The sequence below is a fragment of the Streptomyces asiaticus genome, assembly GCF_018138715.1.
Lineage (GTDB): Bacteria > Actinomycetota > Actinomycetes > Streptomycetales > Streptomycetaceae > Streptomyces > Streptomyces asiaticus.
Map to the genome: position 1 here is coordinate 6,574,914 of NZ_JAGSHX010000006.1, position 20,813 is coordinate 6,595,726.

A 20,813-nucleotide genomic window follows, 5' to 3' on the forward strand; every position below is an offset into this window, starting at 1 on the left:
CAGAGCGGCACGTGGCTAACGATGGCCCAGCAGGGCCGTGGCGATGGTGACCTGGGCCGGTTCCAGGGTGGCCTTGCCGTCTTCGATGTCCCAGAGGGCGTTCTGGAGGACGCGGCCGAGGGTCCAGCCGGTGGCCCGCCGCCGGTCCAGGCCGAGGGCCTCGGTCAGCAGGTCGAAGCGGCGGAGCACCGCGCGGGTGGGGTCGCCGGTGGCCAGGACCTCGTCCCAGCGGTTGTCCAGCGCCGGGAGGAGCTCGAAGCCGGGGTCGCCGCTGAGTGGTTCGGGGTCGATGGCCAGCCAGGGCTCGCGCCGGCCGGCGAGGACGTTGTCGTAGTGCAGATCCCAGTGCAGCAGCCGGTCTCCGGGCTCGTCGAGGAGTTCGGCCACGGCGGAGGCGCAGACGCGGACCAGCCGCCGTTCGGCCGGGTCGCGCAGGGCCGGTACGGCGCCGGGCGTCTGCTCGAGCATGGCGGCGGCGATGTCGGACAGCCGGCGCAGGCCGCCAGGGGCGGGTACCGAGGTCAGCCGGGCCAGCAGGTCGGCCAGGACGCGTATCGCGGCGGTGTCGTCGGGCAGCGAGGAGAGCGGACGGGACGCGTCCAGGTGCTCCAGCAGCATGGTGCCCGTGTCCGGGTCGTGGTCGAGCAGGAGCACCACGCCGTTGCCGTTCCAGGTCCGCAGGCCCAGCGGGCCGCCCTCGGTCTCCTCCCTGACCTGCTGGAACTTCAGGACTGCGGGAGTTCCGTCCGCGCCGGTCACCGGGAGGACGAGCGAGGCCATGCCATGGGCGGCGGGACCGGCCGGGCGCAGGTGCCAGCGGTCGAGGAATTCCGCGGCCAGCCGGGGCAGCGCGGCGAGCCAGGCGCGTCCGGCGGCGTCGTGTTCGGCGAACGACGCGGCGAAGGCTTCGGGGACGTCGATGCGACGGATCGGCGGGGTCATCAGGGGCGGTCTCCGGCGTCAGGCGAGCGCAGGTAGTTGTAGACCGTGGCGCGGGAGACGCCCAGGAGTTCGGTGACCACCTGGACCGAGTGCTTCACCTGGAGGTAGCCGCTGGTCTTGAGGGTGCGGACGAGTTCCTTCTTGGCGGGGGTGCCCAGGCTGCGCGGGGTCTGGCCGCGGGCGGCGGCGAATTCCTCGATGACGGTGCGCAGCTCCGCGGCGGTGCGGGCGCGGAGGGTTTCGGTGAGCGGCTGCTCCTGCTCATCGGTCCGGACCAGGTTGGTGAGGCTGCGGGCGACGCTCGCGAAGAGGGAGACGTCCAGGTTGAGGCAGATGGCGGCGACGTACTGGCCCGCGCTGTTCTTGATGCCGATCGAGGTGCTCTTCGCCGGGCGGCCGTCCGGGAACCGGTTGGCGTAGTTCTGGACGATGTCGGGGAAGCCGGGGTCCCGCATCCGGGCCAGGCCCAGCTCAGTGGCGGGCTGGCCCACCTCGCGGCCGGAGAGATTGCTCTCGATGGCGCGGATGGACTGGTCGGGGTTGCGCAGATCGTGGAGGACCACCTCGCACAGCCCGGGGAACATCCGGCCGATGGCGACCACGATCTTCTCGGCCTCGCGGAGCAGCAGCTCGTCCTCGGGGGTTCCCGTCGTCTCCTGACGGCTCTCCTCGGTCATCGCTCATCGCCCTCCGGCGCGAAGAGCTCCGTCATCGTGGGCGTGGCCTTCAGGCCCGAGCCGGTCAGCAGCACCACCGTGGTCTCGCCGGGGCGGATCGCGCCCCGGGCGCGGAAGACCTCGATCGCCGCGGCCGCGGTCGCGCTGGTCGGCTCCGCGTACAGCCCCATCGAGGCCAGCCGGCGGACCGCCGTGGCGATCGCGTCCTCGGGGATGGCGGCCATGTCGCCGTCCGAGCGGCGGATGGCGCGCAGCACCTCGGGGAAGCGGACGGGCTCGCGGATGGCCGTGCCCTCGGCGATGGTCGGGGCGTGGAGAGACGGTACCGGGGTCTCGGTGCCCGCGCGGAACGCGGCGTGCAGCGGGGCGCAGTGGGCGGGCTGGGCCACCAGCAGCCGGGGGCGGCGGGCGATCTGGCCCGCGGCGAGCAGCTCGGAGAAGCCCAGGTCGCAGCCGAGCACGGTGCTGCCCGCGCCCGCCACGGTCACCACGGCGTCCGGTGCGGTGAAGCCCAGGTCCTCCCACAGCTCGTACGCCAGGGTCTTGGTGCCCTGGAGGAAGAAGGGGTGCCAGTTGTGGCTGGCGTAGTACGTATGGGCCGACTGGCGCAGCGCCTCCGCCGCCGTGGCGCCCCGGTCGCCCGGCACCAGCTGGACCTCGGCGCCGTAGGCCCGGCTCTGGAGGACCTTCGCGGGGGAGGTGGTGGCGGGGGTGAGGATCCGGGCCCGGATGCCGGCGGCGGCGCAGTACGCCGAGACGGAGGCCCCGCCGTTGCCGGAGCTGTCCTCGATGACCTCGCGTACGCCCCGCTGGGCGAGGAGCGAGATCATCACGCTGGTGCCGCGGTCCTTGAAGCTGCCGGTGGGGCTGAACCACTCCAGCTTGAAGAGAATCCGATCCTCCCCCCAGCTCTTCTCGACCAGCGGGGTGCACCCTTCTCCCAGTGACACCGGGGCGTCGATGCGCACCGGGAGGGCCGCTCGGTAGCGCCACAGTGACCGGGCCCCGGTGTCCACCTGCTCGCGGGTGATGCCGGGCAGTGCGGAGACGGTGAGGGGAGCCCCGTCATCGCCGCACCAGCGCGGGTCGTCGATCGGGTACGTGGCGCCGGAGCGCTCGTCGACGTAGCGGGGTTCGGATCCTGATTCAGCTCGCACCTTAGATATTTTGTTTAGTTGTGTATATCCAGTCAAGGGAGTAGCGGGCTGCTCGAGCTCGCCGCGAGTGCGGTGCGAGAGCCGCTCAAGAGTGGGCGAACAGCCGTTCCAGTACCACCGCGACCCCGTCGTCCTCGTTGGTCGGCGCCACCTCGTCGGCCATCGCCTTCAGATCCGGGTGGGCGTTGCCCATCGCGACCCCGTACCCGGCCCAGCCCAGCAGCGGGAGGTCATTGGGCATATCGCCGAACGCGATGGTCTCGGCGGGGGTGAACCCCATGCGGTCGGCGGCCAGTTGGAGCCCCACCGACTTGTCCGTCCCGGCCGGGAGCACCTCGATCATGCCCTTCTCGGAGTGGGTCACCGCCACCTCGCCCGCGCCCACCCGCTCCGCGGCCGCCGCCACCAGCCCGTCCGCCACCGTCCGGTGGCGCATCAGCACCTTCTCGATCGGCGCCGCCCACAGCTCCGCCCGCTCGGCCAGCCCCCACTCCGGACGCCTCCGGTCGGTGAAGCCGGCGGTCACGACGAAGCGGTTCTCGGGCGCCGCGGTCACCACGGCGAGCTCCAGCGGCCCCGCGCCCAGCGCCTCCTCGGTGCGCTCCACCACCGTCCGGGCCAGCTCCCGGTCCAGTGACGCCGAGACCAGCAGCCGGTCCGCGGAGGCGTCGTACAGCTGCGCGCCCTGCCCGCACACCGCGAGCCCCCGATAGCCGATCGCCACCAGGAACTCCCGGCAGGACGCGGCCGGGCGCCCGGTGACCACCAGATGCCGCGCCCCGGCGGCCCGGACCAGGGCGAGCGCCGCACGGTTGCGCGGTGAGACCGTCAGATCCCCGCGCAGCAGGGTGCCGTCGAGGTCGGTGGCCACCAGCGGGAAGCGGGGCCGCCCGGCGGTACGGGGCCGGGGGAGCAGCACGCCCGGAGCGGGCGGGGCCCCCGGGGCTCCGGAGGCGGATACGGAGGCGGACCCGGGCGTGGATACGGAAGTGGATACGGGAGAAGCGGCAGCGGTAGCGGCGTCGGCGGTGTGCACGGTGGCCGGTGGTCCCTTTCGTCACGCTCATCGTGCTCATTCCGCGTCGATCAGCGCGACACATGGAGCCCCTGAACCATGTCGACGTGTGAACTCATGTCGACCTTGCGGAACAGAGAATGGCGGCTGCGCCGGGGGCGATCAAGCCGTGCAGATCACGGCCACCTGCTTCGGCAGCCGGTACGGCAGCGAGCCGTACCACGCGGACGACAGCGCGAAGCCGAAGGAGAGACAGACGACCCCGCCGACCGCGTCCATCCAGAAGTGGTTGGCGGTGGCGACGATCACCAGCAGCGTGGCCGAGGGGTAGAGCAGCCCCAGCGCCTTCACCCACACCGGACGGGCCAGCGTCGCGATGGTCAGACCGCACCACAGCGACCAGCCGATGTGCATCGAGGGCATCGCCGCGTACTGGTTCGACATATCGGCGAGGTTTCCCGAGGCCATCGAGCCCCAGGTGTTGTGCACCACCACGGTGTCGATGAAGTGGCCGCCGCTCATCAGCCGGGGCGGGGCCAGCGGGAAGAAGTAGTAGCCGAGCAGGGCCACACCCGTGGTCGCGAAGAGCGCCAGCCGGGTGGCGGCGTAACGGCCCGGATGCCAGTGGTAGAGCCACACCAGCACGCCGAGCGTCACGATGAAGTGGAGCGTGGCGTAGTAGTAGTTCATGCCCACGATCAGCCAGCTGACCGAGTCGATCGCATGGTTGACGCCCCGTTCGAAGGCCAATCCGAGCCGGTGCTCCCACTCCCAGATCGAGCTCGCGTTGCGCAGCGCCTCCGGCCGCTGCTCCGGGACGGCGTTGCGGATCAGCGAATACGTCCAGTAACTGACGGCGAGGAGGACGATCTCGAACCAGAGCCGGGGCCTTCTGGGGGTACGCAACCGGTCCATCAGGGTGAGGCCCGGCGCCCGCTCCGCGTCGGTGTCCGCGATGGGTGCCGGGGTGGCTGTTCGGCCTGCCGTGGTCCTGATCGTCGCTCCACCCATAGGGCAACAGTCTGCCAGACGACGTCCACCCGCAGATCATCCACGGCATCGGGTCTTCGTTGCTTATGTCCTGGTCCGGGGGGTCCTCCAAGGGGCGTATGCCCCATACGTCCACCGGGTGCCAGGACGCTGGACGAGGACCCCGGACGGGGGCTTTCCCCTACCCGCCCCTTCCCGCAGCACCGATATGCGGCTCCGCCGCGTGGCAAGGGCTCCGCCCCTGGATCCCGAGGTCTTGGGGCGGAGCCCCGCCTTCCAGCCCCTCCGGCGTTTGAGGAGCGGGGTCTGGGGCGGAGCCCCAGTTTCGGGAAGGGGCGGGGAGGGGGAAGCATCGATATGCGGCTCCGCCGCGTGGCCCGCCGCAGGCGTCAACCCCCGCCGGACACCCCTAGGCCGCACCCCCGGCCGCCCGCCGCCCCCGCGCCTCCACACCATGCGCCGACGCCGTGGAGCCGCGCACCACCAGCTCCGGCAGGAAGACGAACTCGCTGGGCGGAGCCGGAGTGCCGCCGATCTCCTCCAGCAGCGCCCGCACCGCCGCCTGCCCCATCGACTGCACCGGTTTACGGATCGTGGTCAGCGGCGGATCGGTGAAGGCGATCAGCGGGGAGTCGTCGAAGCCGACCACCGAGACGTCCTGAGGGACCGCAAGCCCCTTCTGCCGGGCCGCCCGGATGGCACCCAGCGCCATCATGTCGCTCGCGCACACCACCGCCGTACAGCCCCGCTCGATCAGCGCGGTCGCCGCCGCCTGGCCGCCCTCCAGGGTGTACAGCGAATGCTGGATCAGCTCCTCGGACTCGGCCGGGGAGAGCCCCAGCCGGTCCCGCATCGCCTGCTGAAATCCTTCGATCTTGCGCAGTACGGGTACGAATCGCTTCGGCCCGAGCGCGAGACCGATCCGGGTGTGCCCGAGCGAGACCAGATGGGTGACCGCCAGCCCCATCGCCGCCCGGTCGTCCGGGGAGATGAACGGCGCCCGCACCTGCGGCGCGTAGCCGTCCACCAGCACGAACGGCACACCCTGGCCGCGCAGCTGGTCATAGCGCTGCATATCGGCCGAGGTGTCCGCGTGCAGCCCGGAGACGAAGATGATCCCGGCCACCCCCCGGTCCACCAGCATCTCGGTCAGCTCGTCCTCGGTCGAGCCGCCGGGGGTCTGGGTGGCCAGCACCGGGGTGTAGCCCTGCCGGGTGAGCGCCTGCCCGATGACCTGGGCGAGCGCGGGGAAGATCGGGTTCTCCAGCTCGGGCGTGATCAGTCCCACCAGTCCGGCGCTGCGCTGCCGCAGCCGCACCGGCCGCTCATAGCCGAGGACGTCCAGAGCGGCGAGGACGGACTCGCGGGTGGCCGCGGCCACCCCCGGCCTGCCATTGAGGACGCGGCTGACGGTGGCTTCGCTGACCCCCGCCTGGGCTGCGATGTCAGCAAGCCGTGCGGTCATGGAGTGGGACTGTACCGGTCGCGTGTCAGATTGCCCACCACGCGCACGAATCAGGCGGAATGCACACGGTTCCGGCCTTGTACGCCAGCGGCGCCGACGACAGCAGCGCACGCCCCGGAACTGGCAGTTCCACCTCCTCCCCGAGCGTGTTGAGCGTGCACACCAGGCCCGGCCGGGACAGCGCGAGCACCCCCGCCGGGGCCTCCAGCCAGCTCATCCGGCCGTCCCCGAGGCCCGGCAGCTCACGGCGGAGCGCGAGCGCGTCGCGGTACAGCTCCAGCGTGGAGCCGGGGTCACCGGTCTGCGCCTCGACGGACAGCTCGGACCAGGCGTCCGGCTGGGGCAGCCAGCTGCCGCCGGGGCCGAAGCCGTAGGAGTCACCGGAGCGGGTCCAGGGCAGCGGCACCCGGCAGCCGTCGCGGAAGCCGTCCTGACCGTCCTGGCCCTCCTGCCCGTCGGCGGAGGTACGGAAGAAGGCCGGGTCCTGGCGCAGCTCGTCCGGCAGCTCGGTCACCTCGGGCAGGCCCAGCTCCTCGCCCTGGTAGAGATAGGCCGAGCCGGGCAGCGCCAGGATGAGCAGGGCCGCGGCACGGGCGCGGGCGAGCCCCCGCGCCGGGCCGCCACCGGGTCCGTCGGCGTACCGGGTGGTGTGCCGGACCACGTCGTGGTTGGAGAGCACCCAGGTGGTGGGGGCGCCGACGGAGCCGGTGGCGGCCAGCGACTCGTCGATCACCTCGCGCATCGCGGCCGCGTCCCACGGGCACTTCAGGAACTGGAAGTTGAACGCCTGGTGCAGCTCGTCCGGGCGTACGTAGAGGGCCAGCCGCTCGGCGGTGGGCGCCCATGCCTCGGCGACGCCGATCCGGTCACCGGGGTAGGAGTCCAGCAGCCGCCGCCAGGAGCGGTGGATCTCGTGCACCCCGTCCTGGTCGAAGAACGGCAGCACCTGGGAGCCGATCAGCTTGGCCTGTTCGGTGTGGCCGATGTCGGGCAGCCCGGCGGCCTTGACCATGCCGTGGGCGACATCGACGCGGAAGCCGTCCACGCCCAGATCCAGCCAGAAGCGCAGCACCGAGTCGAACTCCGTGCGGACCTCGGCGGAGTCCCAGTTGAGGTCCGGCTGCTGCGGGGCGAACAGGTGCAGATACCACTCGCCGGGGGTGCCGTCCGGATCGGTGGTACGGGTCCAGGCGGGGCCGCCGAAGACCGACTCCCAGTCGTTCGGCGGCAGTTCGCCGTGGGCGCCCCGGCCGGGGCGGAAGTGGTAGCGGGCGCGGGCCGCGCCGCCGGGCCGGTCGGCCAGCGCCTCGCGGAACCACGGGTGCTGGTCCGAGCTGTGGTTCGGGACGACGTCCACGATCACCTTCAGCCCCAGCTCATGGGCGGTGCGCACCAGGTCGTCGGCGTCGCCGAGGGTGCCGAAGAGCGGGTCCACGGCGCGGTAGTCCGCCACGTCGTAGCCGCCGTCGGCCTGCGGGGAGGCGTAGAAGGGGGTCAGCCAGACGGCGTCCACACCCAGCCCGGCGAGGTGCGGCAGCCGCTCCCGCGCCCCGCGCAGATCGCCGATCCCGTCGCCGTCGCTGTCGGCGAAGGACCGCACGTACACCTGGTAGATGACGGCGTCGCGCCACCATCCGTGGCCTTCGGACGGCCGCGCCGGCTCGGTGGCAAGGGAGGTCGTGAGCTCCTGGGTCATGGCGCGAACGTAACAGCTCTGCAATGCCTTGCGGAAGAGCTTGCAGGGCGTGCTGGTGCCCTTCGGGGGTGCTCCGGTCGTGCTGTGAGCGTATGTCAAGCGCCGGAACGGGAGCGGAGCGGCTACCGAGGGGACACGCGGACGTAACGATGCCGAGCGCCTTGCAGAAATTTGCCGCAAGGTCTTTCGGCGGGCTTGCGGCCCTGTTACGTTCCTCCGCAACTTGGGGCCGCGAGGGAGCGGCCGGCTTTGGAGGAGTTCAGATGCGACGTGGCATAGCGGCCACCGCACTCGTCGCGGCCATGGCGCTCGCGGCGACGGCGTGCGGCGGTGACGACGGCGGCAGCGGCGACAAGAAGTCCGGCGGCCATCTCTCCGGCACCGTGACGTACTGGGACACGTCGAACGACGCGGAGAAGGGCACGTACAAGGAGCTCGCCCTGGGCTTCGAGAAGAAGCACCCCGACGTCAAGGTCAACTACGTCAATGTGCCGTTCGGCGAGGCGCTGGCCAAGTTCAAGAACGCCGCGGGCTCCGGCGGCTCCGGCGCGCCCGATGTGCTGCGCACCGAGGTGGCCTGGACCCAGGACCTGGCCAACATCGGCTATCTCGCCCCGCTGGACGGCACCCCCGCGCTCGCCGACCAGTCCGACTATCTGCCCAAGGCGCTCGCGGGCGCCAAGTTCAAGGGCAAGACCTACGCCGTACCGCAGGTCATCGACACCCTCGGCCTCTTCTACAACAAGAAGATGCTGAAGGACGCCGGGGTCCAGCCGCCCAAGGACTGGACCGAGCTCAAGGCCGCCGCCAAGAAGATCAAGGAGAAGACCGGCAAGACCGGTCTCTATCTGCGCGGCGACGACGCCTACTGGTACCTGCCCTTCATCTACGGCGAGGGCGGCGACCTCCTCGACACCGGCGCCAAGAAGGTCACCATCGACGACGAGCCCGGCATCAAGGCGTTCGCGGCCGCCCGCGACCTGGTCACCTCCAAGGCGGCGGAGACCGACGCCACCGACGGCTGGGACAACATGCAGAACGCCATCAAGAACGGCGACGTCGCGATGACGATCAACGGGCCGTGGGCGATCGAGGACACCCTGGCGGGCAAGGCGTTCAAGGACAAGTCCAACCTCGGGGTGGTCCCGGTCCCGGCCGGCAGCAAGGGCCAGGGCGCCCCGCAGGGCGGCCAGAACCTCACCGTCTACGCCGGGTCGAAGAACCTGGACGCCTCCTACGCCTTCGCGCAGTACATGAGCTCGCCCGAGGTGCAGGCCAAGACCACCGAGAAGCTCTCCCTGCTGCCCACCCGCACCTCCGTCTACTCCAACAAGACGGTCGCCGCGAACCCCAATGTGAAGTTCTTCAAGGCCGCCGTCGACAAGGCCGTCGAGCGCCCCTGGATCCCCGAGGGGAACAGCCTCTTCCAGGCGATCCTGGTGCAGTTCCCGGGCGTCCTCACCGGCAAGACCTCGCCCGAGAAGGCCGCCAACGCGGTCGGTGACGCGTACCGCAAGCTCCTCAAGGGCGACTGGAAGTAGGGCCGACGACGATGGCTGTCGACACCAGCCCGGCCATGGACCCGGCCGCGGGCGCGAAGGGCGCCCGCGGCCGGGGCGGCCGGGTCCACAAGCCGGGCACCCCACCGCCGCGCCGGATCCGCAACGCGCTCGCCCGCCACTGGTACGCCTGGGCCATGGTCGCGCCCGTCGTGCTCGTCATCGGGCTGATCATCGGCTATCCGCTGGTCCGCGGCGTCTATCTGTCGCTCACCGACGCCAACGAGGCCAATGTCGAGCGCACCATCGGGATCAACCACATCCCCGCCACCTACAAGACGGTCGGCCTCGACAACTTCCGGGCGATCCTCAAGGACCAGGTCTTCTGGGACCGGCTGAGCTGGACCGTCACCTGGACCGTCAGCTGTGTGGCGCTCACCTTCGCGATCGGCCTGGGCCTCGCCGTCCTGCTCAACCGGCGGTTCGCCGGGCGCACCCTCTACCGGTCGCTGCTGATCCTGCCGTGGGCCGTCCCCGCCTTCGTCTCCGTCTTCGCCTGGCGGCTGCTCTACAACGAGAAGAACGGCATCCTCAACAAGGTGCTGCACGGCGGCGGGATCGACGCGGTGCCCTGGCTGAACGACCCCACCATGGCCAAGGTCTCGGTGATCGCCGTGAACATCTGGCTCGGGGTGCCGTTCATGCTGGTCGCGCTGCTCGGCGGGCTCCAGTCCATCCCCGGTGAGCTGTACGAGGCCGCCGAGATGGACGGGGCGAGCCCCTGGCAGCGGTTCCGCCACATCACCCTGCCCGGGCTGCGCTCGGTCAGCTCCACCGTGATCCTGCTGTCGACCATCTGGACGTTCAACATGTTCCCGGTGATCTTCCTGCTGACCCGCGGCGGGCCCGGCGACTCCACCGAGATCCTGGTGACGTACGCCTACCGGCTCTCCTTCGTCAACAGCCCGCGCGACTTCGCCGGCGCCTCGGCCTGGGGTGTGCTGATCCTGCTCATCCTCATGCTCTTCGCGGTGATCTACCGCCGTTCGCTCCGCAAGCAGGGAGAGGTCTGGTAGCCATGCGCGACCAACGACGCGGCCCGCTCGCCTCCGTAGGGCTGCACACCACGCTCGTCATCGCCTCCGCGGTCGCGGTCTTCCCGCCGCTGTGGCTGGTGGTGACCTCGTTCAAGCCCAAGAGCGAGGCGTTCAGCACCGATGTGGTGAAGGACCCGACGCTGCGGAACTACCAACACGTCCTGGGCGACACCGAGTTCCTGACCTGGTTCGGCAACTCGCTGTTCATCGTGGTCATCACCACGCTCCTGGGCGTCTTCGTCGCGGCCACCACCGGCTACGCCGTCAGCCGCTTCCGGTTCCCCGGGATGCGCCCGCTGATGTGGCTGCTGCTGATCACTCAGATGTTCCCGGTGGCGATCCTCATCGTGCCGCTCTACAACATCATGTCGACGCTGGGCTGGCTCAACCAGCCGATCTCGCTCATCGTCACCTACCTGACCGTGGCCGTGCCGTTCTGCGCCTGGATGATGAAGGGCTTCTTCGACACCATCCCGGTGGAGATCGACGAATCGGGCCGGGTCGACGGGCTCAACCCCTTCGGTACCTTCTGGCGGCTGGTCGTCCCGCTGGCCAAACCGGGGCTCGCGGTGACCGCGTTCTACACCTTCATCACCGCCTGGGCCGAGGTGGCCTACGCCTCCGCGTTCATGACGGGGGAGGAGAACCTCACGCTCGCGGCGGGGCTCCAGACCTTCGTCAACCAGTACACCTCCGACTGGGGTTCCATGACGGCCGCGGCCGTCATGATCGCCATCCCGGCGGCGCTGGTGTTCTCCTGGGCCCAGCGCCATCTGGTGGCGGGGCTCACGGCCGGGGCGACCAAGTCGTGACGGGTCCGTTGGCGGCGGGTTCGTTGGGGGCGGGTTCGTTGGGGGCGAGCGCACGGGAGGCGGGCCGGCCGGGGGCAGGTCCGTCCGCGGTGGGCCCGCCGGGGGGAGGCTCACCTGGGGCAGGTCCGTCCGCGGTGGGCTCACCGGGGGCAGGCTCACCTGGGGCGCCGCCGCGGCTCGCCGATATCGCCGCCCAGGCCAAGGTCAGCGAGGCCACCGTCAGCCGGGTGCTCAACGGCAAGGCGGGCGTGGCGGCCACCACCCGGCAGCGGGTGCTCGCCGCCCTCGACGTCCTCGGCTACGAACGGCCGGTGCGGCTGCGGCGGCGCAGCGCCGGGCTGGTCGGCCTGGTGATCCCGGAGCTGACCAACCCGGTCTTCCCCGCCTTCGCGCAGATCATCGAGCAGGTGCTGGCCGGTCATGGCTACACCCCGATCCTGTGCACCCAGATGCCCGGCGGCGCCACCGAGGACGAGCTGGTGGAGCAGTTGGAGGAGCGCGATGTGGCGGGCATCGTCTTCATGTCCGGACTGCACGCCGACACCACGGCCGACCCCGCCCGCTATGCCCGGCTGGCCGGGCGCAAGGTGCCGTTCGTGCTGATCAACGGCTACCACGAGGACATCCAGGCCACGTTCGTCTCGCCGGACGACCGGGCGGCGGCGCGGATGGCCGTCCGCCACCTGGCCGCGCTCGGCCACCACCGGATCGGCCTCGCGGTGGGGCCCGCCCGCTACGTCCCCGCGCTGCGCAAGGTCGAGGGCTTCCTCGCGGCGAGCGCGGAGCTGCTGGGCCGATCGGCGGACGAGGCACGGGAGTTGGTGCGGCATACGCTCTTCAGCGTCGAGGGCGGGCAGGTGGCGGCGGCCACGCTGCTGGACCAGGGCTGTACGGGCATCGTGTGCGGCAGCGACCTGATGGCGCTCGGGGTGATCCGGGAGGCGGCCCGGCGCGGGCTGCGGGTGCCGCACGATGTGTCGGTGGTCGGCTTCGACGACTCCCCGCTGATCGCCTTCACCGATCCTCCGCTGACCACCGTCCGCCAGCCGGTGCAGTCGATGGCGACGGCGGCGGTGGGGGCGCTGCTGGAGGAGATGGCCGGAAACCCGGTCCAGCACACGGAGTTCGTCTTCCAGCCGGACTTGGTGGTTCGTGGCTCGACGGCGAGGCTCCGCTAGGAGCGTCCGACGGCCCGTGCCGCCTGCGGCGGGCCGTTCCCCCCTACCCGCCCCTCCCCTCAACTGGGGCTCCGCCCCAGCCCCCGTCCGACGAGCTGACCGCGGCGACGGCCGGCTCGTTGCCCCCCGGGGCAAGGGCGGGGCGGACCCGGGCTCCGCCCCGGAGTCCGGCCGGACGCCCCGGACGCGCACGGTCATCCGCCGCGAACAGCGCCCGCCCCGCGGACGCCCCGTGGGCCCCTGCTCATCGGCTGGCTGCTCGACCACCGCGCCGCAGGCGGCGCGGTCGGCGCCCTGGCGACGGTCGACTCGTCGACGCCTGGGGCCAAGGGGCGGAGCGGAACCGGGGCCCCGGGCCCGCCGGTCCAGGTGCTCACTCGCCGCCCGCCGCGAACAGCGCCCGCCCCGTGGGCCCCTGCTCATCCGCCGGCCGCTCGATCACCGCGTCGCAGGTGGCGCGGTCGGCGCCCTGGCCGGTGAGCTGACCGCGGCGATGGTCGGCTCGTCGTTCCCCCGTTTGACCCGTATGACCCGGATGTGCGCGGGTGTCCGCCCGGTCATTCGCTGTGCCAGTGTGTGCCGACCCTGATCAGCGCGCCGGTGCGGGGTGTTCACGGCGGCGACGGTCGGCCCGTCGACGGCCCGGGGTCCAGGGGCGGAGCCCCTGGTAGCGGGAAGGGGCGGGGAGGGGAAAGGCGCGCACGCCGGGCACCCCCTGGCAGACACTCCGTGGGAAAACCGATCCGACCGGCCGGGCGCGTGGGGCCCATTGGCTGGGCCCCCGGCCGGCCGGACCGGAGAACGTGGTTGAACGTAACACCGCCGCAATTACTTGCGAAAGGTCTTGCAACAACAAAAACTCGCGAGTACGGTCCCGTCACCACCCCACCACTGACGTCTTGCAGCAAGAACCTTCAACTGGCCTTACGGGCATGGCGCGTTGCCGTACGAGGCTCAATCGGCACCCCCGAACTCCCCCCACGGAGGAACGATGGCCAGCAGCCGCATCCCCCTCGCCACCGCGCTCGCCCTCGCGGCGAGCGCGGTGACGCTCGTCGCCCTGCCCCAGACGGCGCGGGCGACACCGCCCGGCACCAAGGACGTCACCGCCGAACTCTTCGAGTGGAAGTACGACTCCGTCGCCAAGGAGTGCACCAGCACCCTCGGCCCCGCCGGATACGGCTATGTCGAGGTGTCCCCGGCCACCGAGCACATCCAGGGCGGCCAGTGGTGGACCTCCTACCAGCCCGTCAGCTACAAGATCGCGGGGCGGCTCGGTGACCGCACCGCCTTCAAGAACATGGTCGACACCTGCCACGCCGCGGGCGTGAAGGTGGTGGCCGACGCCGTCATCAACCACATGGCCGCCGGATCCGGCACCGGCACCGGCGGTTCCTCGTACACCAAGTACGACTACCCCGGGATCTACCAGCCCCAGGACATGGACGACTGCACCGCGCAGATCAGCAACTACCAGGACCGCTGGAACGTACAGCACTGCGAGCTGGTGGGCCTCGCCGACCTGGACACCGGTGAGGAGTACGTCCGCACCCGGCTCGCGCAGTACCTCAACGACCTGCTCTCACTCGGCGTGGACGGCTTCCGCGTCGACGGCGCCAAGCACATCCCGGCGGACGATCTGGCCGCCATCAAGAGCAAGTTGAGCGACCCGGGCGTCTACTGGAAGCAGGAGGTCATCTACGGCGAGGGCGAGGCGGTCTCCCCGACGGAGTATCTGCGCAACGGCGATGTGCAGGAGTTCCGCTACGGCCGTGACCTCAAGCGGGTGTTCCAGAGCGAGAAGCTCGCGTATCTGAAGAACTTCGGCGAGGGTTGGAGCTATATGGCGAGCGGCCAGTCCAGTGTCTTCGTCGACAACTGGGACACCGAGCGCAACGGCTCCACCCTCACCTACAAGAACGGCGCCGACTACACCCTGGCCAACGTCTTCATGCTGGCCTGGCCGTACGGCTCCCCGGACGTTCACTCCGGCTACGAGTTCAGCGACAACGACGCGGGCCCGCCGAACGGCGGCGCGGTGGGCGCGTGCTACCAGGACGGCTGGAAGTGCCAGCACAAATGGCCCGAGATCATGAGCATGGTCGCCTTCCGCAACACGGCCCGGGGCGCCTCGGTGACCAACTGGTGGGACAACGGCGGCAACGCCATCGCGTTCGGACGTGGCGACAAGGCGTACGTGGCCATCAACCACGAGAGCGGCTCCCTGACCCGCACCTTCCAGACCTCGCTCCCGGCGGGCGGCTACTGCGACGTCCAGAGCGGCAAGTCCGTCACGGTCGACTCCTCGGGCCAGTTCACGGCCACGCTGGGCGCGAACACGGCGGTGGCGCTGCACACGGGCGCGCGTAGCTGCGGATAGGCCGTCGCCTTCACCGGCGGGTCCGGGGGCAAGGGGCTCCGCCCCTGCCCGGGTCCGGGGTTCCGGCTTGGGCCCGGGGCTCCGCCCCTGCCCCGGGCCCCGGGTTCCGCCTCGGGTTCCGCCCCCGCCCGGGCATCGCCTCGGGCACCGGGCACCGTCCCGGGCCGCGCCTCTGCCCCGGGCACCGGGGTTCCGCCTCAGGCACCGCCTCCCAGTCCGCCCCACTCCGCGGGCGGGCTGGGGCGGCCCCGCCCCGCCCGGGGACGTGGGCGCGGAGCCCACATCCACACCACACCTCAAGGAGCCACCAGCCCCGTGAAACCCCCGAGAGCCTCCCTCTTCCGCACCGCCGCCGCGCTCGCCACCCTGGCCCTGGGCGCGGCGGCCGTGCCCGCCGTCTCGCAGACCGCCCGGGCCGCCACCAAGACTCAGGCCGCCACCGCCGAGGCGCAGTGGATCGACCGTGCCACCGTCGTCTGGAAGGTCGAGCACACCGCCGCGACCGCCGAGGAGTTGCGCTCCGCGGACGGCGGCACGCTGCGGCTGGCTCCGGCCGCCCTGACCGACGCCCAGAAGGCTGCCTACCCCCACCTGGCCGACCGCCCCGCCTACCGCCTCGACCCGCGCGACCGCGACAAGGCCGCAACGGCGCTGCGCGGCCCGCTCACCGCCGTCCAGCGCGCGGCCGACGACCGCGACCACGTACTGCACCGCACCGGGGTGCAGATCCCCGGCGTCCTGGACGACCTCTACGCCGAGCGGGCGCGCCGGGCCCGCCTCGGCCCGGTCTTCCACGGCGGCCGCCCCACCCTCTCCGTCTGGGCGCCGACCGCCCAAAACGTCTCGCTCGACCTCGACGGGCGCACCGTCGCCATGCGGCGGGACCCCGGCAGCGGGGTGTGGAGCGTGACCGGGAGCCCCGACTGGCGGGACAAGCCGTACCGCTACCGGGTCCGGGTGTGGGCGCCGAGCGTCGGGAAGACCGTCACCAACGAGGTCACCGACCCCTACTCCACCGCCCTGACCGCCGACTCCGCCCGCAGTCTGGTCACCGATCTGGCCGATCCCCGGCTCGCCCCCGCCGACTGGGCGTCGCTGAAGAAGCCCAAGGCCGTCCCGCTGCGCGACGCCCGCATCCAGGAGCTCCAGATCCGCGACTTCTCCATCGCGGACCGCACCAGCGCCCACCCCGGCCAGTACCTCGCCTTCACCGACCGCGGCTCGGACGGGATGCGGCACCTCACGCGGCTGGCCCGCTCCGGCACCTCGTACGTCCACCTCCTGCCCGCCTTCGACTTCGGCACCGTCCCGGAGCGGCGGTCCGACCAGGCCCGGCCCGGCTGTGAGCTGGCCGCCCTGCCCGCCGACTCCGACCAGCAGCAGAAGTGCGTTGCGGGGACGGCCGGCCGGGACGGCTACAACTGGGGCTACGACCCGCTGCACTACACCGTGCCGGAGGGGTCTTACGCGAGCGACCCGGACGGCCCGGCCCGCACCCGCGAATTCCGGCAGATGGTACGGGGGCTGGCGCACGCCGGGCTGCGCACCGTCATGGACGTGGTCTACAACCACACCGTGGCCGCGGGACAGGACGACAAGTCGGTGCTCGACCGCATCGTGCCCGGCTACTACCAGCGGCTGCTGGACGACGGCAGCGTGGCCACCTCCACCTGCTGCCCCGGCACAGCGCCCGAGCACGCGATGATGGGCAAGCTGGTGGTGGACTCGATCGTCACCTGGGCCCGCGAGTACAAGGTCGACGGCTTCCGCTTCGACCTCATGGGCCACCACCCCAAGGCCAACATCCTGGCCGTGCGCAAGGCCCTCGACGCCCTGACCCCCGCCAAGGACGGGGTGGACGGCAAGTCGATCATCCTCTACGGCGAGGGCTGGAACTTCGGCGAGGCGGCCGACGACGCCCGCTTCGTCCAGGCCACCCAGCGCAATATGGCCGGTACCGGCATCGCCACCTTCAGTGACCGGGCGCGGGACGCGGTGCGCGGCGGCGGGCCGTTCGACGAGGACCCCCGCGTCCAGGGCTTCGCCTCCGGGCTCTTCACCGACCCCAACGGCTCACCGGCCAACGGCGGCCGGGACGAGCAGCGGGCCCGGCTGCTGCACGCCCAGGACCTGATCAAGGTCGGGCTCTCCGGCAACCTCGCCGACTACACCTTCACCGACACCGGCGGACGCCGGGTCAAGGGTTCCGAGGTCGACTACAACGGCTCTCCGGCCGGTTACGCCGCCGCTCCCGGCGACGCGCTCGCCTACGCCGACGCCCATGACAACGAGACCCTCTACGACGCGCTCGCCTACAAGCTCCCCACCACCACCTCGGCCGCCGACCGGGCCAGGGCGCAGGTGGTGGCCCTGGCCACCGCCACCCTCTCCCAGGGGCCTGCGCTCAGCCAGGCGGGCACCGATCTGCTGCGTTCGAAGTCGCTGGACCGCAACTCCTTCGACAGCGGGGACTGGTTCAACGCGATTCACTGGGCCTGCGAGGATGGCAACGGCTTCGGCCGGGGGCTGCCCCCGGCGGCGGACAACGAGTCCAAGTGGGCCTATGCCAAGCCTCTGTTGACCAGCTCTGCGGTACGCCCCGGCTGCTCCGAGATCACGGGTGCCTCGGCGGCTTACCGGGATCTGCTGCGGATCCGCACCACCGAGAAGGCATTCAGCCAGGCGACGGCGGAGGGGGTGCAGCAGGCGCTCTCCTTCCCGCTGTCCGGGACCGGGGAGACGCCGGGCGTCATCACCATGCGGCTCGGCGCGCTCGTCGTGGTCTTCAACGCGACCCCGTCCCGGCAGTCGCAGACCGTCCCCGCTCTGGCCGGGGCCTCGTACGCCCTCCATCCGGTCCAGGCGCACGGCGCCGACGCCACGGTGCGGACGTCCGGCTACGAGCGCGCGACCGGCACCTTCACCGTGCCCGGCCGCACGGTCGCCGTCTTCACGGCGTCCGGGGCCGTCGGGCGCTGAACAGATTGACGGCAGGCCGGGGCACGTCCAGCGGATCGCGGGGCCTGCGGCGGGCTGCTCCCCTCCCCGCCCCTTCCCGAACCTGGGGCTCCGCCCCAGCCCCCGGATCGGGGCTCTGTCCCAGGCTCCGGATCGGGGCTCTGTCCCAGGCTCCGGATCGGGGCTCTGCTTCAGGCCCCGGATTGGGGCTCAGCCCCAGACCCTGACCGGGGCTCCGCCCCAGGCCCCGGATCGGGGCTTTGCCCCAGGCCCCGGATCGGGGCTCCGCTCCAGCCCCCGGATAGGGCTCTGCTCCAGGCCCCGGATCGGGGCTTTGCCCCAGGCCCCGGATCGGGGCTTTGCCCCAGGCTCCGGATCGGGGCTTTGCTCCAGGCCCCGGATCGGGGCTTTGCCCCAGGCCCCGGATCGGGGCTCCGCTCCAGCCCCCGGATAGGGCTCTGCTCCAGGCCCCGGATCGGGGCTTTGCCCCAGGCCCCGGATCGGGGCTTTGCTCCAGGCCCCGGATCGGGGCTCCGCCCCAGACCCCGACCGGGGCTCCGCCACAGACCCTGGATCGGAGCTCTGCTCCAGGCTCCGGGTTGGGGCTCCGCCCCAGACCCCGGTCCGGGGCTCTGCTCCAGCCTCCGGATTGGGGCTCTGCCCCAGACCATCGACCGGGGCACCGCTCCAGACCCCGGGGTCCAGGGGCGGAGCCCCTGGTGGCGGGAAGGGGCGGGGAGGGGGAAGCCCCCCGGCCCCGTCGCCCCGGCGCGGGTCAGCCGTTGGCCCCAGTCGCCAGGCCCCGCCGTTCTGGCGTGCCAGCGCGCCAGGGGGGCGTCCGGGGTTCCGCCACGGACCCCGGGGTCCAGGGGCGGAGCCCCTGGTAGTGGGAAGGGGCGGGGAGGGGGAAAACCCGCCGTACCCCCTAGCGCAGGGAGCCCATCCGGTCACCGTTCGCCAGGCGAGCCCTCAGGTCGGCGCGGGCGCCTGCCTTCGCGGGGAGGGTCAGGCCGCGGCCGTAGGAGCGGCCCCGGACGCCGCCGGTGGCGACGATGCCGGTCACCTGGCGGCTTCCGGCGGCCAGCAGATACCAGTGGCCGGACCGCGCCTTCCACAGCACCCCCGCCAGCACCCGCGGCTCGCGCGGGCCGCAGGCGGGGGAGTTGTCGGCGCCGGCCGCGACCGCGCCCGCCTTGCCCCGGCGGGTGTCCCAGGGCTGGAACTGGGCCAGGACCTTGCTGCCCGTGCCCCGCCAGGTGTCGGCGCGGGTGCACAGCCAGGCGGCGTGGCCGCCCGCCTCCGGCAGGGCCTGGGCGGCGAACCGCCAGGCGTTGACCGAGCGCACCCCGCGCCCCCGCATCATCGCCAGCCGACAGCCGGTCCTGGCCCAGCTCACCCGGGCCGCCCGCCCCGCCACATCGCGCACCCCGGCGCCCGGGGTGCCGTAGGTGAGCCGGGCCGGGGCCAGTTCGCCGAGGTCGGCCACCAGCCGTGAGCCGAACTGGAGCGCGGGCCAGCCACGGCAGGGACGCAGCCGCGGAACGGTGCGCACCGGGTCGGTCACCCCGTCCCCGGTGCGGCGCAGCGCGCGCGGCGCCATGGCCGGGTGCAGCAGATCCCGCACCCAGGCGTGCCGCACCCAAGGGGCGGTCAGATAGCGGACGTTGCCGTCCGTGCGGCTGAGGACCAGCGCGGTCGAGGTGCCCGCGTCGGCGGCGTCCAGCCGGGCGAAGTCCAGCGCGACCGCGCGGCCCTTGCTCGCCTCCGCGTACCGCGCCACCCGCAGCCCGTCGTACAGCAGCACCACCGTGACCTGGTCCACCTCGCCCGCGAACAGCAGCTGCGGCGGCCCCGACGGCGGCCCGGACTGCGTGCCCATGGTGGCCGACACCCGCACCGAACCGCCCGGCCGCGCCCATACGGCCAGCGCGCGGCGCAGCAGCGCGGTGTCCCGGACCCGGTCGCCGCGCGCGGGCCAGGAGGAGAAGTCGGCGCGGGAGGCGGTGCGCCAGGCGTCGGGCGCGGCTCGGGTCAACCTGTCCGGGTCCAGGGCCCGTTCGGAGGCGGGATTGCGGGCGTACGAGGGCGCGGCGGCGCCGCTCGGCCCCCAGCCCCGGCCCGGCATCCCCAGCAGCGTCCCGCACACCACCAGCGCCACCACGGCCACCAGCACCGCCCGCAGATGTTGACGGCGGCGCATCAGATCGGTGGGCCGCGCCTGGAGCGAACACGGGTCGAACTCGGCGGACTCCAGCAGCGATTCATCCCGGCTGCCCGCCGGATCCGGCACCGACTCCGCCTCGTCCACCGCGTCCCGCGCGTCGGCGACCCCGGCGGCGCGCAGCAGGGCGCGCGTCTCGTGCTCGTCGAGCTGCTCCAGCTCCAGCAGGACGTAGGCGGCGCGGCCGGGTCCTGACAGCTCCGACAGCGCCTTCTCCAGGGCGAGTTCATCGGCCCCGCCGGAGCGCGGGAACAGCCGCAGCCCGAACACCTGCGGCAGCGCCGGGGGCCGCTGCCACCAGGGCCGCTGCCGGGCGGCGCGCAGCGCCAGGCGGAGCACCCGCAGCCGCACATAGGCGTAGCCGGTGTCGGCCCCCGGGCCCTTCGTCCCGCGCTGCCAGGGCAGTTCGACATCGGGGTGCGGGTCCGGGCCCGTGCCGTAGCCCCGGTTGCGGGGCAGGGCGCGCTGGGCGAGGGCGTGTGCCGCGAGCACCCGGCGGGTGCGCCCGATGCCCGGCGGCAGGATGAGATACGCGAGCCGCACCAGCCGCGGGTAGTGCTCGACGATGGCGGCCTCGGCCTGCTCGACGTCGATCAGGCCGGTGGTTTCGTCGTCGGTGGCGACTGTCGCCTGGTGCTGGTCCACGGTTCGTGAACGAGTGGCGGGCCGGGTTGGTCACCTAGGGGCGGGGAGGGAACAGCCCGCCGCAGGCGGCACGACCGCCAG

General features: G+C 72.3%; 14 protein-coding genes. 6 read left to right on the plus strand and 8 right to left on the minus strand.

What is annotated here, in order from left to right; genetic code table 11:
* Positions 1-15: 15 nt before the first annotated feature.
* From KHP12_RS35865 to KHP12_RS35895, 7 genes are all read right to left on the minus strand, one after another.
* Entirely contained in the window at positions 16-942 is a 927-nt protein-coding gene (locus tag KHP12_RS35865) for an aminoglycoside phosphotransferase family protein (protein WP_211834097.1), read from the minus strand.
* Positions 942-1,619: a helix-turn-helix transcriptional regulator gene (locus KHP12_RS35870; RefSeq protein ID WP_086886068.1), complete on the minus strand. Its 678-nt coding sequence runs from the start codon at positions 1,617-1,619 to the stop codon at positions 942-944. The genes KHP12_RS35865 and KHP12_RS35870 overlap by 1 nt, the downstream gene beginning before the upstream one ends.
* A complete protein-coding gene (locus KHP12_RS35875; protein ID WP_107471932.1) occupies positions 1,616-2,776 on the minus strand; it encodes a threonine synthase in 1,161 nt (386 codons plus the stop codon). The genes KHP12_RS35870 and KHP12_RS35875 overlap by 4 nt, the downstream gene beginning before the upstream one ends.
* Positions 2,777-2,861: 85 nt before the next feature.
* Positions 2,862-3,695: an HAD family hydrolase gene (locus tag KHP12_RS35880; RefSeq protein WP_244203438.1), complete on the minus strand. Its 834-nt coding sequence runs from the start codon at positions 3,693-3,695 to the stop codon at positions 2,862-2,864.
* Between the two features lie 258 nt (positions 3,696-3,953).
* Positions 3,954-4,802, minus strand: coding sequence for a phosphatase PAP2 family protein (locus tag KHP12_RS35885; protein ID WP_086886070.1), 849 nt, complete (start codon positions 4,800-4,802; stop codon positions 3,954-3,956).
* 388 nt (positions 4,803-5,190) lie between these two features.
* Positions 5,191-6,246 (minus strand): LacI family DNA-binding transcriptional regulator, encoded by a 1,056-nt coding sequence (locus KHP12_RS35890; RefSeq protein ID WP_037959678.1) that lies wholly within the window; start codon positions 6,244-6,246, stop codon positions 5,191-5,193.
* A 25-nt stretch (positions 6,247-6,271) separates the two neighbouring features.
* A complete protein-coding gene (locus tag KHP12_RS35895; RefSeq protein WP_086882667.1) occupies positions 6,272-7,942 on the minus strand; it encodes a glycoside hydrolase family 13 protein in 1,671 nt (556 codons plus the stop codon).
* Between the two features lie 263 nt (positions 7,943-8,205).
* On the opposite strand from KHP12_RS35895, the gene KHP12_RS35900 reads away from it, so the two are divergent.
* The 6 genes from KHP12_RS35900 to pulA all read left to right on the plus strand — a co-directional run bounded on the left by KHP12_RS35900 (position 8,206) and on the right by pulA (position 17,887).
* On the plus strand, positions 8,206-9,483 hold the full coding sequence (locus KHP12_RS35900; protein ID WP_086882666.1) for an extracellular solute-binding protein: 1,278 nt from the start codon (positions 8,206-8,208) through the stop codon (positions 9,481-9,483).
* 11 nt (positions 9,484-9,494) lie between these two features.
* Positions 9,495-10,517, plus strand: coding sequence for a carbohydrate ABC transporter permease (locus tag KHP12_RS35905; protein WP_086882665.1), 1,023 nt, complete (start codon positions 9,495-9,497; stop codon positions 10,515-10,517).
* Positions 10,518-10,519: 2 nt separating this feature from the next.
* On the plus strand, positions 10,520-11,350 hold the full coding sequence (locus KHP12_RS35910) for a sugar ABC transporter permease (protein WP_037959686.1): 831 nt from the start codon (positions 10,520-10,522) through the stop codon (positions 11,348-11,350).
* A 134-nt stretch (positions 11,351-11,484) separates the two neighbouring features.
* A complete protein-coding gene (locus KHP12_RS35915; RefSeq protein WP_210609190.1) occupies positions 11,485-12,528 on the plus strand; it encodes a LacI family DNA-binding transcriptional regulator in 1,044 nt (347 codons plus the stop codon).
* Positions 12,529-13,519: 991 nt separating this feature from the next.
* A complete protein-coding gene (locus KHP12_RS35920) occupies positions 13,520-14,908 on the plus strand; it encodes an alpha-amylase (protein WP_086883779.1) in 1,389 nt (462 codons plus the stop codon).
* 315 nt (positions 14,909-15,223) lie between these two features.
* Positions 15,224-17,887, plus strand: coding sequence for a pullulanase-type alpha-1,6-glucosidase (gene pulA, locus KHP12_RS35925; RefSeq protein ID WP_308036138.1), 2,664 nt, complete (start codon positions 15,224-15,226; stop codon positions 17,885-17,887).
* A 904-nt stretch (positions 17,888-18,791) separates the two neighbouring features.
* Here the strand turns inward: pulA and KHP12_RS35930 are convergent.
* Entirely contained in the window at positions 18,792-20,732 is a 1,941-nt protein-coding gene (locus KHP12_RS35930) for an amino acid adenylation domain-containing protein (RefSeq protein ID WP_086886548.1), read from the minus strand.
* Positions 20,733-20,813: the final 81 nt, after the last annotated feature.